The organism is Secundilactobacillus mixtipabuli (assembly GCF_002217925.1).
GTDB classification, from domain to species: Bacteria; Bacillota; Bacilli; order Lactobacillales; family Lactobacillaceae; genus Secundilactobacillus; species Secundilactobacillus mixtipabuli.
Genome location: NZ_BCMF01000001.1, coordinates 279,668 through 296,447, shown reverse-complemented (window position 1 = coordinate 296,447; position 16,780 = coordinate 279,668). Strand labels below are relative to the sequence as shown.

Annotated in this window: 11 protein-coding genes; 8 read left to right on the top strand and 3 right to left on the bottom strand. The window is 39.3% G+C overall.

From position 1 onward, the window contains the following. On the bottom strand, positions 1-255 hold a 255-nt coding region (locus tag IWT5_RS12160; RefSeq protein WP_159459258.1), incomplete at its 3' end, for a hypothetical protein. A gap of 759 nt (positions 256-1,014) precedes the next feature. Here IWT5_RS12160 and IWT5_RS01285 point away from each other — a divergent pair. The 3 genes from IWT5_RS01285 (at position 1,015) to IWT5_RS01275 (ending at position 8,379) form a co-directional block, all read left to right on the top strand. Next, positions 1,015-1,275, top strand: coding sequence for an AbrB/MazE/SpoVT family DNA-binding domain-containing protein (locus tag IWT5_RS01285; RefSeq protein ID WP_089108144.1), 261 nt, complete (start codon positions 1,015-1,017; stop codon positions 1,273-1,275). A gap of 1,380 nt (positions 1,276-2,655) precedes the next feature. Next, positions 2,656-3,462: a hypothetical protein gene (locus IWT5_RS01280; RefSeq protein ID WP_089108143.1), complete on the top strand. Its 807-nt coding sequence runs from the start codon at positions 2,656-2,658 to the stop codon at positions 3,460-3,462. 147 nt (positions 3,463-3,609) lie between these two features. Next, positions 3,610-8,379, top strand: a complete 4,770-nt coding sequence (locus IWT5_RS01275) for a type ISP restriction/modification enzyme (protein ID WP_089108142.1) — start codon at positions 3,610-3,612, stop codon at positions 8,377-8,379. Positions 8,380-8,810: 431 nt separating this feature from the next. Here the strand turns inward: IWT5_RS01275 and IWT5_RS01270 are convergent, their stop codons facing one another. Further along, positions 8,811-10,265, bottom strand: coding sequence for an ABC transporter substrate-binding protein/permease (locus IWT5_RS01270; RefSeq protein WP_089108141.1), 1,455 nt, complete (start codon positions 10,263-10,265; stop codon positions 8,811-8,813). A gap of 346 nt (positions 10,266-10,611) precedes the next feature. On the opposite strand from IWT5_RS01270, the gene IWT5_RS01265 reads away from it, so the two are divergent. Further along, positions 10,612-11,352, top strand: a complete 741-nt coding sequence (locus IWT5_RS01265; RefSeq protein ID WP_089108140.1) for an amino acid ABC transporter ATP-binding protein — start codon at positions 10,612-10,614, stop codon at positions 11,350-11,352. A 66-nt stretch (positions 11,353-11,418) separates the two neighbouring features. Here IWT5_RS01265 and IWT5_RS01260 read toward each other — a convergent pair whose 3' ends face one another. Next, a complete protein-coding gene (locus IWT5_RS01260) occupies positions 11,419-13,080 on the bottom strand; it encodes a peptide ABC transporter substrate-binding protein (protein ID WP_089108139.1) in 1,662 nt (553 codons plus the stop codon). A 507-nt stretch (positions 13,081-13,587) separates the two neighbouring features. Here IWT5_RS01260 and IWT5_RS01255 point away from each other — a divergent pair. The 4 genes from IWT5_RS01255 to IWT5_RS01240 all read left to right on the top strand — a co-directional run bounded on the left by IWT5_RS01255 (position 13,588) and on the right by IWT5_RS01240 (position 16,723). Next, positions 13,588-13,932 carry a hypothetical protein gene (locus tag IWT5_RS01255; RefSeq protein ID WP_089108138.1) on the top strand — a complete coding sequence of 115 codons (345 nt, stop codon included), beginning with the start codon at positions 13,588-13,590 and terminating at the stop codon, positions 13,930-13,932. 122 nt (positions 13,933-14,054) lie between these two features. Further along, positions 14,055-14,651, top strand: a complete 597-nt coding sequence (locus IWT5_RS01250; RefSeq protein WP_143443067.1) for a hypothetical protein — start codon at positions 14,055-14,057, stop codon at positions 14,649-14,651. Positions 14,652-15,146: 495 nt separating this feature from the next. Beyond that, a complete protein-coding gene (locus tag IWT5_RS01245; protein ID WP_159459257.1) occupies positions 15,147-15,623 on the top strand; it encodes a GNAT family N-acetyltransferase in 477 nt (158 codons plus the stop codon). Positions 15,624-15,826: 203 nt separating this feature from the next. Then, on the top strand, positions 15,827-16,723 hold the full coding sequence (locus tag IWT5_RS01240; protein WP_089108135.1) for a 3-hydroxyacyl-CoA dehydrogenase: 897 nt from the start codon (positions 15,827-15,829) through the stop codon (positions 16,721-16,723). Positions 16,724-16,780 lie beyond the last annotated feature (57 nt).

The window sequence follows — 16,780 nt, the reverse complement described above, 5'->3', positions numbered from 1 at the left end:
CAGCTGGTAAGTTACCCGCAGTGTTAAGCGCGTTGGTAACCCCACTGACTGGTAGTCTACCTGCAGTATTAAGCGCGTTGGTAACCCCACCGGCTGGTAAGTTACCCGTAGTGTTGAGCACGTTGGTAAGCCGCCGGTCGGTAGTCTACCCGCAGTATTAAGCGCGTTGGTAACCCCACCAGCTGGTAAGTTACCCGCAGTGTTAAGCACGTTGGTAACCCCACCGGCTGGTAAGTTATCCGCAGTGTTGAGCACGTTGGTAAGGCACCGGCTGGTGAGTTACCCGTAGTGTTGAGAACGTTGGTAAGCTGCCGGTTGGTAGCCCACCCGCAGTGTTGAGACGTTGGTAATATTCATGTTAGTAAGTTAGGTGTATATAAGATACGCAGCCATGTAGGTAGTTTGACTGCACGATTAGGAAATGGTTAAGTCTTTAAGCTTGCAAGTTACATGGTGTTGGTACGCCTTTGGGGTGCCAGTAAGGTAACGGTTAAGTTTTAATATTGATATATATCGATATGTAGTATGAGTAAGCCAAGGGCGAGCATGACAAGCGAGTACGTCACTATTAATTAGCCTCTCACGCTTTTTATTACCTAAAAGAATCTGCCGATAAAGTAATCTAGTGACAGGGGTGACATCTTTTTGAAATAAATTATTATTTAATTATCAAGAAGATATTCTATAAAAAATAAATGAGTTTTCTTAATCAGGTGTCACACCTGTCACACATCGCCGATATTTATAACCGGAGCATCATTTTATTGGCGGTTTTTACTTTATTTGAAGCATCAATTATTCAGACATTGTGTAGTTACTTGTAGTACTAGTTTACATGCTATGATCATCAATCATTGTTGGCTGGAACAAATTCTCCCAAGCACTGAGCATACCTTCCACCCGGTCATTTTTTATGTTCCTCAAGGCCACCCACAATGTAGGAAGATTTTTAGTTTTTGATTAAACAATTATATCCGATTATTATCAGCATAGATATTCTAAGGAGGATGGCTAATGAAAATCGATAAAGCAGGTAGGCTTATTTCTAAAATTGGCAGTGATAATCGTGTCACCATTCCCAAGCAAGTAAGGAAACATATGAATCTTCAGAATAACGACACGATTGAATGGCATTTAGAACCAAATGGCATAGTTGAAATAGCCCGAAAATCATCCGATTTATGGAATACAGTAAACAAACAAGCAAGTAAATTTGGTAACTTGAGTACACCAGAAATTGAGTGGAGTGATGATGTAGAAAATAATGATTTTTAATTAAAAAGAGAGTTCCGAAAAGACTTGTCCCCCGAAGTTGGAAACAACTTTTGGGGGACTTTTTATTAACTTTGAGTTTCCAATTAACGACTTTAAAGTAAAAATACGGTATTAAGAGTGCTCATTTTTTAGTCGTATGGTTTAAGTAGAAAGTGAAATTTAGAATGATTTCAGTCTTGAATACCGCTGAAAGCAAGACAAAGTTCATACTATAATTGACTCATAAGAGGAAGTAAATATGGAAATACTTTTCCTGATAAAAATCTCTATAACCACTGATGTAACGATAACTACCGCACGCTAAAAAACTACGAAAGTAGGGGGAAGAGCAACTATTGGACTGATATAGGAACGGATAAGTATGTATTACTGAAATTAAAGTGAATGAGTACGATGGATCTGGAAGTGACATTGATTGGATTGACAATACTGATGAAGGACATAGGTAGGTAAGATCCTTCGTGATGGTAAGAGAACGTCGGTAAGTCGGTACGTGGGTAAGATACCTCATGCTGGTAAGAGACGCCAGTAAGTTCTTGGGTAGGTAGATACCCTTATACCGGTAAAATATCAGGTTGGGTAAGATTGGCTGTATTGATACGCTACTAATTCCATCGTACTGCCCACCGGTAAGAAGATGGTTTCCCAGTACTAGCAAGCTGACAAGGCAGTTATTCAGCAGACATAAGTGTAAAAGCCGGTGAATACAAGTTATAATGCGCTATAAATTGGCTTGCACGTTCTCCTTTATTATCACTATTTTGGGGTGCCGTTTGCTGACTTCACGTAGTGATTTCTGGTGGGCCAGGTGAATATTGGCTTCTAACAGTGAATTATTGAGAAAAATTATTAAATTAACGCTTATTAGAACTATCTTTAGGTTAAAAGAATCTGCCGATAAGGTAAGTCAGTGACAGGAGTGACATCTTTTTGAATTAAATTGTTATTTAATTATCAAGAAGATATTCAATAGAAAATAAAAGAGTTTTCCTGATATGGTGTCACACCTGTCACACATCGCCGATAATTATAACTGGAGCATCCGTTTATCGGCGGTTTTTACTTTGTTTGAAGCATCTATCTAATCAACCTGCTATAATTAATATCGGTGGGGAGCGAATTCTTATCAATCACTGAACCTGTTCCCCACCCGATCATCGTCATGATTAAAAAAGTCGCCCACGATGTGGACGGCTTTTTTAATAATTTTGATGATGTTTTTATAATTGGTGATCAGATTAAAAATTATCCCTGGTAATATTACAACTTAATCTTAATAGTTCTTGAATACAGGATGAATTGTAGAAATAAACTAGGATTTACAGTAAGGACGGGTGTGTTTTGCTACGAAATTTAGTGTGGTTTGTGCTGGGGACGTCAATGCTAAGTAATTTATCAGTATTGATTAAGAAGTTTGACTGGGGAACAGTTCCTGATTGGGTAGGAGCGCTTGGTACAATCGCAGCTGTTGCTGCAGTTGCGCTTCAGATTAATTCGGAACATAGATGGTCTACAAAAAAGAAAAAAGAGAATTCTAGACCATTATTTGTGGTCCTAAACAAGTTTATGATTCCCCAAAATGCAACTATCTGGAGTAGCTTTAGTCGGATAGATGATACAGGGTTTGATTGGACGGAAGTTCAACTAGTCAATAATAATTTTGCTAGGGACGTATTTGTTGATATTCGTGGGAAAATATCAAAACTAAAATCAGATGGAAATAGCTATGAATATGTAAATGAACGACGGCTTATTTCAATACCGGGTATCGATGCTAGTGCCATATTACTCGATACACATGATATGCTGGTGGACAATATAATTATGTTTTATAAAACACCAGCAAATGAATTTAATGAAATGGTATTGACTCAAAAAGGTCATGTTTTTAGGACACCAGAGTACTTTAACTCCACTGATGATTGTAAAGTTAAGCAGAAATATTATGCTTATAAAAATGAAGTGGAACACTTGGGAAGTTTAAAACTAGGTACAAGAATGTCAGACGGAACTGTTGTTGGATCATATGTTGTTACTGCGGATGATAAATTTTTCAATGATCGGCAGTTTATGAAACAATTTAATGACAAAGTAAAAAGAAATAATAAAATGCTAAAACTTTATCGAGAATACAATAACTTGAATAGTCCGTCAGATAAAGGCACATCCGATAAAAAAAGAAAATAGCTAATGTGTATGAGTAGTCTCCCGTTCGCATGGAGTAATTTCAGCACTAATAAAAATCTGATTTATATCTAAACCATGGTAAAATTATGTTCAAAAGAATGTTGATGTTAAAAATCTCTAGCCACAAGCAAGTGAGGAATAATTACCATGGATAAATTTGATGAATTGATCGAGCAAATTGATGATGCTGGAAATAATATTCAACGGGATCGCGGAACAATGTTTGAGAAAGTTGTTAAATCTTTTTTGCTAAATGAACCAGTTTACAAAAATAGATTTGACGCGGTGTGGATGCTTGCCGAAGTGCCTGAAAAATACGGTATTCCAAAAAAAGATCTGGGTGTCGATATTGTGGCACATGACAAACAGACGGGAAAATTGACGGCTGTCCAAGCAAAATACTATCAGGAAAAGGTTGGCAAAGGTACTTTAAATAGTTTTCTCGCCGAACTTGGAAAGAACTATTATGCGGATGGTATTTTGGTTTCCACGACCGATGAGTGGAATGAAAATGCTGAAGCAGCCTTCAGAAACTTGTCCAAGCCCGTAAGTATTTTGGGCTTGTCAGATTTGAAGCATGCTGCTTTTGACTGGACTCAATTTTCATTTAACAAACCACAAGTAAAAATTAAAGTTAACAAGAAACAGCCACGTGATTATCAAGTGGAAGCAATTCAAAAAGCACTTGATTATTTTGCCGATCACGAACGTGGTAAATTAATTATGGCTCCTGGGACGGGTAAGACGTTCACTTCACTGAAAATTGCGGAAGCTTTGATGCAACAAAACAAAGCAAGAAATTACAAAGTGTTGTATTTAGTTCCAAGCATTCAACTGTTATCACAAACCTTATTTAGTTGGAATAACGATGTTTCGGATGATATTGAGTTAGTTTCCTTTGCGGTTACTTCCGATCGAAGTGCATCGAAACGCAAAACTTTTAATAATAATGATGAAGAAGATCTAAATGTTGAAGATATTGGCTTTCCAGCAACTACCGACGCTGAAAAACTGGTCAATAACTATGAAAACTTGCATGTTAATGCTAATCAATTAACAGTTGTCTTCAGTACATATCAGTCGATTGAAGTTTTGCACCAAGCTCAAGAAAAAGGTTTCCCAGAGTTTGACTTGATCATTGCAGATGAAGCTCATCGTACCGTTGGAGCACATGCTTTAAAGGATAAGACCGGTATGTTCATGAAAGTGCATTCCAATGATGTTGTAAAATCCAAACGGCGATTATATCAAACTGCGACACCCAAAATTTATTCGGAAGATACTAAAAAAAAGGCTGTTCAGGATAGTATTGTTATCGCATCAATGGATGATAAGACAGTATTTGGTGATGAAATATATCGGCTTGGCTTCGGGGATGCGGTTGCCCGTGGAATTTTAACTGATTATAAAGTTGAGGTTCTTGCAGTTGATGCATCGGTCATTCATAAAGATATGCAGTCCAGTATCGCAACTGAGAATGGTATTGGAATCAACGATATTGGGAAAATCATTGGTGTTTGGAATGCAATGATGAAACGGAAGAGCTTTTCTAATAAAGTCGACGGATATCCGATGCGGAGAGCGATTGCCTTTGCATCTGTGATTGATAAACAACGCAGTAAAAATAGGCCTAAGGCAGTGGGTTCAAAACAAATTACTAAGGAATTTAATCGTGTGGTGAACGAATACCTGGGTAATGAAAATCCCAATAAGTTCGATGTAGAAGTGCGACATGTGGATGGATCAATGAATGCACTGAAGAAAAAATCAGAGATTGACTGGCTTGCATCAGATTTTCCAGACAATGAAGCCCGTGTGTTATCGAATGTTAAATTTTTGACAGAAGGAATTGATGTGCCCAACTTAGACGCCATCATATTCTTTGCAGCAAAAAAGTCACAGATTGATATTGTGCAGGCAGTTGGGCGGATTATGCGTAAGGCACCCGACAAAGCGTATGGCTACATTATTTTACCAATCGTAGTGCCCTTGGGTGAGAGTCCTGAAAACGTGCTTGATAATAACGACGAGTATCAAGCAGTATGGCAAGTACTTAATGCCTTGAGGTCCATCGATGAACGCTTTGAAGCGACTGTTAATAAGTTAGATCTAAACAAACAAAAGCCGCATGATTTGAACGTTATCGGTGTGGGCAAAGCACCAAACGGTGAACTTAAGTTCGATAATAGCAAGAACGATGATTTGCGTGCTTTTAGAGATCCAGATGCAGTTGACGTGGTAAATACTACTGAAACTGAATTGCAAATGAACTGGCATGCAATCCAAGATGCCATTTATGGGCGTATCGTGCGAAAAGTTGGTGATCGGCGGTATTTAGAGGATTGGTCTAAAGATGTTCAAAAACTAGCTGAACGACACATCCGTTGGATTGAAGATTTAATCAATGACAAGCGAACACGCTTTGCAAAGACTTTTGATAAATTTTTAAGTAGCTTGCAATACAATATTAATTCGGATATTGATCAGCGCCAGGCAATTGAGATGCTGGCCCAGCATATTATTACTAAACCCATATTTGAAGCACTGTTCGATCAATATAATTTTGTAAATGATAATCCGGTGTCTAAAGCTATGGAAAATATGATTGATTTGATGGTTGAAGCCGGGTTTGACCAGGAACAAAAAGCGTTGGAACCTTTCTATGAATCCGTTCGGTTGCGGGCAAGAGGAATTGATAATTCGGCAGGAAAACAAGAGTTTATCAAGACTCTGTATAATAATTTCTTTACAGCTGGTTTCAGTGAAACGACTGAACGGTTAGGCGTTGTCTTTACTCCCGTGGGAATTGTTGATTTTATTGTGAAATCAGTAGACGAGGTACTTAATAAATACTTTGGACGCGGTTTAGCGGATGAAAATGTTCATGTCTTAGATCCCTTTACTGGGACCGGTACTTTTATCACGCGAACTCTGCAATATCTAGCGGATGAGATGAGACGCGGCGAGATTACACTTGCTGATATTACTAGAAAATATACCCAAGAATTGCACGCCAATGAAATCATATTATTGAGTTATTATATTGCTGCAGTGAATATTGAAGCCGTATTTGATGAAATTAACGGATCAGAAAAATATGTACCATTTAGTGGAATTGTTCTGACGGATACATTTGAAACTACAGAAAATTTTGAAAAATGGGGAGATGATTTATTCAACAAAAATAATAAACGGTTGTTACGACAACAAGAAATCCCAATTGATGTGATTATTAGTAATCCGCCATATTCAGGCGATCAAAATAATAAAAGTTATATAGATAATTTACATTATGAGAATCTAGAACGACGAGTAAATGATACTTATCGTAAAACCAGTACAGCAGTTAGTTCAATTGGGCTAAATGATAGCTATATTAAAGCGTTTAGATGGGCAAGTGATAGGTTAGGTAAAAACGGTATTATTGGGTTTATAACAAATTCGGGATTTATTGATAAAAACGCAATGGACGGTGTGCGTGGTGCAATGTATGGGGAGTTTAATTACTTGTACATCATAAATTTGCGAGGCTCAATTCGTGGTAGAAAGGGTGACTTGGCTAAAAAAGAAGGCGGCAACGTTTTTGATATTTTAGCGGGAGTTGCGATTTCAATTTTGGTAAAAGATGGGAGTAATAATCACCATATTTTTTATAAGGATGTTGGCGATTATAAAACTAAATCTGAAAAATTTAAGTTGTTGACGGATTCAAAATCAATATTTGGAATGAAATTTACGGAAGTTCAGCCTAATGAAAACAACGACTGGGTTGGGCAACGGGACAATATATATCAGGGCTTTTATCCAATTGCGACAAAAAAGAATAGTGTTGGTATATTTCCCCAAAATGCCCTAGGTGTTAATACTAACAGGGATAGCTGGGTTTATGGATTTTCAAAAGAAAGTACACTTCAGCACGCTAAGTTATTGATAGATCATTACAACTCAGAATTGGAAAGAGTACGTGATATAGATCCTGAAAAAAGAAAAATGTTTCTCAGTCGTGATTCAACATACATCAAGTGGTCAGACGGATTAAAACAGCGAATTAAACGTGGGGAAAAAATAGAGTTTGACCCAACAAAATTAGTTTTAAGTTTGTACAGACCCTTCACTAAACGATGGCTATATTATGATGAATTAGTAATTGAAAGAAAACGTATATATTATGATCAATTTGGCAAAGAAAATTCAGTCATTTTTACAAGTGGAAGAGGTGCTCGTAATTTATTTTCTGCGCTTGCAACAGATTTAATACCCAATATGGATTGTTTAGAAAAATCACAAGGATTTATGCGGTTTAACAATAGTGGTGACGGGGGTCTTTTAGGTGGGGGTACGGATAATCTATCTAAGTCATTTTCAAACCATTTAGGAATGACTACTGATGAAGCGTATTACTATGTGTATGGTGTTATGAACTCACCAGAATATAAAGAAAGATATCGTAACGAACTAGTTAAGGATTTAGCGAGAATCCCGATTTTAATGCATGCAGATAAATACGCCGAAATTGGCGAAAAGTTGTTTAAATTGCATGTTAATTATGAGTCCAGTGAAATTTATAAAGGTTGTAAAATCGTTTATCATACGTTAAACCCCAATTTTGCGGTAAATAATAAAATGACATTCGGTAAAAATAATGATAAAAGTATTATTAAGTTTAACCCTGATATCACAATCGAGGGAATACCCCTAAGGACTTATGATTATATTTTGGATGGGCGATCTGCGGTGGAATGGATTATGGACCAGTATAAGGTATCAACTGACACGCCATCTCAAATTACGGATGATCCAAATGATTATAGTGATGACCCAAAGTATATTTTTAATCTGCTATTACGGGTAATTTCAGTTTCGTTAAAGACATTAGATTTGGTTGAACAGTTACCTAAATTTGAATTAGCTGAATAGTTAAACTATTAAGAAACTTACCTTGAGTAAAAAACACATAGCATAATGCTATGTGCTTCACTGCCCCTGCTAACTTTCGGTAAATTTTCGGTAAAAGTACTTAAAACGTTGATTTGATGCCCTAGTATGCGCCCTCGGGGGGCGCATAATATGAGTTTTATATGCGTTACAAACGTTGATATATAGCAGTTCTTAATCAAGACTCCTTTTGCTGGTGACACTTTTGGTGACTTTCGTTAAGAACTTGTGTCGCAGGAACTAGATTAATTAACTAATAGTATTTAAAAACATACTATTTCATATGAGGTTGACTTAAGATGTATTTGATTCTTGAGTTAACTTCTTTTTGTTTGTCGCCAAATAACTAAAAAATGACTTCACTCCAATATTCATTAAGAGTGAAGCCATTTTGTTTTGCCATTTTAAAACGATTAATCCGCCAGCTTGTAGTGTTTTTTAACTGTATTAGAGAGGTAAGTTAAAATGGCAATCAAAATCAGATACATCAGGGCAATTAAGAACCAGACCTTGAACCCTTCCATATTTTTGGCGATGATGATGGTTCCTTCTTGGGTCAATTCAGCGACCCCGATAGCGGACAGCACTGAAGTCCCCTTGAGGGCAATAATGAACTGGTTGATGAAAGATGGCACCATGATGCGAACGGCTTGGGGAAGGACAATCTGGCGCATAGCGTCAAAGTAAGTTATCCCGCAAGAACGGGCAGCTTCCATTTGCCCCTTAGGAACAGCCTCAATACCACCGCGTACGAAGGAAGCGGTATAGGCGCTGTTTTCTAGTGTGATGGTGACGACCCCAGCGATGAACAACGGGATTTTTTCACCAGTTAAGTCTGGAATCCCAATGTAAACGAAGAAGGCCAGCACCATAACGGGGATACTCTTAAAGATAAAAGCGTAAGTTGAGGAAATCGCTTTGAGTGCCCGGTTGGGAACCGTTCCTAAAATACCAAGCACAACGCCGATAACGGTGGCAAAAACAATCGCCAAAACGGTGATTTCAATGGTCATGGTGATCCCACTGATAAATGAGTCGGCGTTTTGCCGCAGCAAACCAATGAAGGAACGGTCCACTTTGGTGGCACCGGTGACGGTACTGTGCTTGCCAAGGTAAGTTGAGATGATTTTATTATAAGTACCGTCTGCTTTGATGGCTTTTAAACCGGCGTTGAATTGCCGCAGCAACTTTTTATGGGTACCTTTTTTGACTCCGAAAGCAACGGGATTTTTATTGTAGGCTTTCCCAACTAAATGGAGTTTCATTTTATTCTTAATGGCATATTCAACGGTGGCGGTTGAATCCACGGCAGCTACGGTGTTGCCCACTAAAACATCGTTTAATTCGGTATTACTATCTTTGAAGTGGCGCAATTTAAAACCGTATTTCTTTTGCATCGATTCAGCGAACGCTTCAGAAGTCGAACCAGCTTTAACGGCGATGGTTTTCCCTTTCAAGTCTGACCAGCCCTTAATCTTACTATTAATGGGGGCAGCCAGTGTCAGTCCAACGCTGAGGTAGGAGTTGGAGAAGTCCATTTTCTCTTTCCGTTCAGGCGTGATCATGAGTGCGGCAAGGATACCATCCGTTTGATTACCTTCAAGGGCTGTGATATTGGCGGTTAATTCCATTGGCTTAAAGGTGTAGCTAATATGTTCTTTTTTAGCAATGGCTTTAAAAATTTCAATTTCTAACCCCGGATGTTTGCCAGTATATTCGCCTTTATTATCCTGTATTTGGTAGGGCATGAAAGTTGGCCCAGTACCAATTGTGTAATGATCTGCTGCTTTAGCCTGATTCGAAAAAAGCAGTGTAAAGGTGAATAAGCAAATAAATGCGAGTGATAATTTAATCAAATATTTTCTCATCAATTTCACATCCTTGGCATTTTCTACACACTATAGCACGGCTGAATAAAAATTAAAAGGGTTATCTACTGTAGATATATCTTGATAATTCAGGTAAACACTGAAGGTATAAGAAAGTTGACAGATTAAAAAATAATGAGTATATTTTAATGCAACGAGTAATATTAATTCAGAAATGCTTTAATTATTCCGATTGCTAACAGTGACATTTAAAAGTCTTTATATTTAAAAGACTGTAAAAGTCGGAATTGCCGGCAATCCGGCTATTTGATCAATAAAAAGCTAAATACGAACTATTTTAACTTGAATGGTTTAATGACTTGCACATATTATGGAGGAATGCAATATGTCGATGATTGAATTTCATAACGTTGAAAAATACTACGGTGAGTTTCACGCCCTGCATGATATTAACCTGACTATTGATAGTGGTGAAACGGTGGTGCTGATTGGACCATCTGGTTCAGGAAAATCAACGTTGATTCGGACCATTAATGGACTAGAGACCATTCAAAAGGGGCAACTGATCGTTAATGGCCAGGATCTAGCCCAAAAAGCAACGGATATGAATCGGATTCGCAAAAACGTGGGCATGGTCTTCCAACACTTTAATCTGTATGCCAATAAAACGATTTTGGAAAATATCATGTTAGCGCCGCGATTGGTACTAAAGCGGCCGGAAGCAGAAAACAAAAAGCTCGCGATGGACTTGTTGGATCAGGTGGGCCTGGTTGACCAAGCTGCCAAGTTACCAGCACAGCTATCTGGTGGTCAGCAGCAACGAATCGCCATTGCCCGCTCCTTAGCGATGAAGCCTAAGGCGTTGTTATTTGACGAACCAACCAGTGCCTTGGACCCCGAAATGATTGATGATGTGCTGAACGTTATGACGGACATTGCCCGGGATTCAGCTATGACCATGCTGGTGGTGACCCATGAGATGGGGTTTGCGAGGGAAGTGGCCAACCGAGTTATCTTCATGGCGGATGGTCGTATTCTAGAAGATGATAGTAAAGAACACTTCTTTAACGGTCAACCGGAAAACGAACGGGTACGGCAGTTCCTGGCAAAGATTATTACTCACTAAATAAATTGATAAAAACGCTCAAGCACATGTCAATCTGCTTGAGCGTTTTTATATGGCTGGTACTGTTTACTTACTGATATACATACTCTTAAAGTTATATTGAAGTCCGGCACTGTTATAGGCTAATCCCTTGATCTTGGGATTACGGATCTGTGGAATAGTTGCCTGATAGATTGGCGCGACCCCTTGATCCTTCATCATGACCCGTTGAGCTTGAATCAAATCTTGCCATCTGGCATTTGGATCATTGGCATCGGTTGAGGCTGCCCGTTTAACTAACTGATCATACGTTGGATTATCCCAACCGCCTTCATTGAACGTGTTATTTGACTGAAGGATTTGCAAGAACGTGTAAGGATCTGAATAATCTGCGCCCCAGTTGGAAATGAAGAAGTCGAATTCATGGTGCGTCTGGCGCTGAATCAGTGTTTTGTTGGGAACGTTTGTCACGGTTAATTTCAAGTTGGGCAGGACTTTTTCCAGTTGTCCTTGAATATAGCCTGCTGAGTGTTGGGCGGCAACTGAGTCACCCGCCAAGATTTCAAGCTTCAAGGATTTTTTATGGAGTTGACTTAAAGCCAACTTGTACTGAGCCTTCGCCTTCGTTGGGTTGTACGTTAGTCCTTGGTTATTTTGATTAGCTTCCTTGGCAAAATCCTCGCCCGTTTTCGGGTTATTAGCTAATCCTGAGGTTACAAAGCCTTCAGCAGGTTGTGACCCATCTGCCAAGACGTTTTTAGTAAATGATTTCCGGTCAATGGCATAGGAGAAGGCCTTTCTTAGCGCCTGATTTTTAAAAGCTGGCCGAGTTTTCTGGTTAAATTCCAAGTAGAAAATCCGTGAATCTTGCAGCATGTGCATGTCCTTATTTTTAAGTTGGCTTTTGGCTTGTACGCCTGAAAGGGATGCCACATCGACTTTCTTAGTTTGATACAAATTATAAAGCGTTGAGGGATCCTTTATCACCTGATCATTGATCTGCTTGAGATAAACGTGTTTTTTGTCCCAGTAATGATTGTTGGCAACTAATCGCCACTTTTCATTCGTACCCGTCCAGCCTTTCATGACGAATGGCCCATCGTAGACCATTTTGTCAGCTGATGTCCCATAACGTTTCCCGTATTTTTCAACGGCATTTTGGTTTTGCGGGAAGAAAATGGGAAACGCCATTAGTAGCTTGAAATAGGGAATTGGCCGTTCCAGCGAAACCTGCAGTTTTTGATTGCTGAGTGCTTTAACTCCCAGTTGATCAGCAGTTACTTTATTTGCCTGAATCTGGTTAGCATTTTTAATACCATCAAAAATGTAACCATACTGGGATGCCGTTTTAGGATTAATTGTTCGTTTCCAGCTATATACAAAGTCTTTGGCCGTCACTGGATCGCCGTTTGACCATTTGGCATTTTTTCTCAGCGTGAAGGTATAGGTTTTTCCATCTTTAGAAACATTGGCACCGGTCGCAATTCCAGGCTCAATCTTGTGATGGTTGCCCAGCCGGTACAGCCCTTCGTTAACGTTCCCATTCATGGTTAAATCAATGGGTTCTGTCAACTTAGACGGATCCAAGGTTACTAAGTCCTGTGTTTCTGACCAATTGACAACTTGGTCAGTTGCCATATCCGATTTGAGATTATTTTGACCAGTACCGCTTTTCTGCTGCTGACCGCAGCCGGCTAATGCGAGTGCACTCACTGCCACCGTTACTAAGAAACCGATTCTTTTTTGCATCCATGTCACCTCATATCAAAACGTACATCGACAATAACTGTTTCAAGGATAATTTTACACTAAATAGCCAAAAATTAAAATAAATTGAGATTATGAATTTATGATGATAAAATTGTGTTCAATTCGATGACGTAAAAGAGGTTCTATAAATGATAACCATTCTTTGGCAGCTGACGGAATTCAAATAAGCATATAAAGCTGGGAAAATCGTGATGCATGATATAATAATGGCGTAGTCGAGAGGCTACACAAATATAAGTCATATAATGTGACTTCCTTCACTGACGCTCCGGTTCTCCCAGCCGGGGCGCATTTTTGTGTGCTGGGGAAATGCTGTAGACCGGAATCGCAACATTCTGGATGACGCTCAATTCCACATAGCAATACTAAAATTCATTTTAAAACCCCCGTTTTGTACCGCAATTAATGATTGCTAATTTCGGTTTCTTTGATATGCTTAAATCATGTAGGATACTTCACAATCAGCATGCAAAGGGGAGATTCAAAATGAAGAAGAAACGTCGGTGTATAAAAGGGGTAGCCGCTGGTCTGGCGGTTATTGGATTACTGGGACTAAGCGGTTGCGGTAAATCGATTCAAAGTCAGTTTTCGGATGCTTTTTTTAAATCTGCAGCGGATCACAGTAAAACGACGATGTCTATTCAAGTGAAGGATTTAAAGACATCGACCAGTTCGACTGCATCACTGACAAAACTGATGAGCAACAATAAGCTTAAACTTTCATTTATCGTAGATCGGGCGAAGAACACGATGCAGCTGTCTGGTGGTGATGATAAAAACACGGGTGGCATTATTATCGCTAAAGATAAGGCCTATGTAGTGGCGACTTAATTGCTGCAATGACACGGGCCGGCAGTCAAGCCAATTCCGCTAGCAGTAGTTTTGATCAAGGGGCGCTCAATAAATTAAAGGGTAAATATTTAGTCGAAAAAGCTTCCGCTACAGACCTTAAAGTGAATACAAATGATGCTAAAGAGACCCTCGCTTTTCAACAAGATGTCACAAAAGCCATTAAAGATAAGTACGCTCACTTTGATAAGGTTTCATATAAGCAAAAGGGCAATGTTATCTCTCATAAAGTAACGGTTAAGGAAGCTGGCGTTTTAGCCAAGGCATATAATCAAGTCGCTAACAGTAAGAAAGCTTATAAAGAGAACAAACTATCCAAGTCTGATATTAACGATATTAAGGCTTGGATTAAGCATTATCAGGTGAAAATGAGTGTGAATACGAAGACTGATCAGCAAACTATTCAAATTAAGGGTGCAGACAAAGCTGATGGTGTCCAAAGTCTAAATCTGCTTGTTAACGCGAAATCGGCAGCGACGAAACAAAATGTCAAAGTACCAGCGAAGTCAGACCTGATTACCGAAAAAGATGTGGCAGATGCCATTCAACCTAAAATCAGTGATTCTTCGTTCAACACCATTTTGAAGAGCTACAAACGGTTACCTAAAGCAAGTAAACAACAATATTTGGACACAATGAAAAGCAATAAAGATTACTTTACAACAGAACAGTGGCAACAATTAACTGATTTAGCTAAGTGACGCGCAATAATCAAAAATGAGTCACCTTCATTCTGAAGGCGACTCATTTTTGATTTAAAATAAACTGGATACTGGTTCGTCGAGCTAATATAGCTCAATCACCCACTAAAGCGCAAACTAAAAGAGACGCACTATAAAAGTACGTCCCATTAATAGCCTTGTTAAACTTTTTTTCTACGTCCTATGGCTCTCTCTCTTGGGACCGCTCTTTGTCCCCAGAGGTCAGTATACCACTTTTAATAGGCATAATTCGGTTAATGCTAAATTAATTTGACAAATCAATAACATTTTGTCTCAATAAGGTGTACAGGAGGGATGAAAAGGCTGTTATTTACGTGGTAGCGACACTTCTGAAATCAAAATAATTAAGTAAAGTGTCTTACTTAAATAGGGATAGCTACCTTGAACGGTAAAATAGCCGTAGAATTTTTTCCTGGTTAAGAAGAGAATAGAAACCAGTATCTCAAGAAATGAGTGTAAGTGGAGGCAATGCAGATGAAGATTAGACCAATAGAACCAAAGGATGACGCACAAATTAAGGCCATTATTCAGTCTGCCATTCGTGAGTATGGCAATGATTTACCAGATTCACCCTACTACGATACAGTTTTAGATCATTTAGCAGAACACTATGATCACCAGGATAAGGCGAAGTATTGGGTAGCAGAGGTAGACGGTGAAATCGTGGGTGGAGGCGGCCTAGGGCCGTTTTCATATCCGCACACAGCAGAATTTCAGAAGCTCTACTTGTCACCGGCAGCCCGAGGCCATCACATTGGTCATCAGCTGGAAACGTTGGCAGAGCAGACAGCCAAGGAATATGGTTATCAGAAGTTCTACATTGAAACATTTTTGAATTACAAAGCGGCTCGGGGATTGTATCAGCATGTTGGTTTCACGCAGCTTGATAAACCGCTGGGAGATAAGCCTTCACATAAGGCTTGCACGGCGTGGTATGTGAAGGATATTTAAATAACAAGGGACCGCTATTCTAATTGGGTAGCGGTCTTTTTAATGCGCTATTTGTCGAATACCTTTGCTTGTATCAGGCAAGTTACCGTGATAAGTTAAAGCCGATTAAATAGTCGGCTTTAAACAGCAACAGCAGCTAGCTGGTTATTTCATGACTAATCGTGCACCAGAACTCAGTCTTGTTATTGAAGGGACGAAGAACGATGAAAGCAAATAAAGTAGTAGTACTCGGTGGTGGCGTTTTAGGCAGTCAAATTGCTTATCAGTCGGCTTTTTCTGGTATTGAAACGGTGATTTATGATATTAACGATGCTGCAATTGCTGCGGCGCAAAAGAAGATTGATTCCTATCCAGATCAATACGCGCATGATTTGGGCGCAACTCAGGATCAGTTGGATGCGGCTAACAGTAACATTTCATTAACACTAGATTTAGCGAGCGCCATTACAGGGGCTGACGTGATTATTGAAGCAGTGTCCGAAAATATTAAGGTTAAGGAATCAGTCTATCAAGGTCTCAAACCTTACATTGGTGAGAACACGTTATTACTGACCAATACATCAACGCTGATACCAAGTCAGTTAATTGGGTTTGCGCCTAATAAAAACCGATTCTTGGCCATGCACTTTGCTAATCTCATTTGGATTCATAACGTTGCTGAAATTATGTGGGCACCCGAGACACCGCAAACGGCAATTGACGATGCAATTGATTTCGCTAAGCAGATCAAGATGATCCCGATTCCAATCAAAAAAGAAGTTTCCGGTTACGTCATGAACTCAATCTTTCTTTCAATGATTAATGCTGCACTCCTGCTGTGGGCGGATGACGTTACCGACCCAATCTTAATCGATAAAAACTGGATGGTCAGCATGGGTGTGGACCGCGGACCATTTGGATTCTTGGACATTATGGGACTGAATACGGCGGTTAATATTGAAAAAGGCTTCTTAGCAAACACCGGCAACCAAAAGTTCCAGACCGTTGTTGATAAATTGCAGGCAATGGTGGATGCCGGTAAGTTAGGGATTGAAACGGGCGAGGGCTTTTACACGTATCCCGACCCGGAATATCAGCAAGCAGCTTTTGTACAGGGCTAATAACTCGAAAATATGATCAAAACCAGAGTAGCGATGATTCAGTGGTTGCTCTGGTTT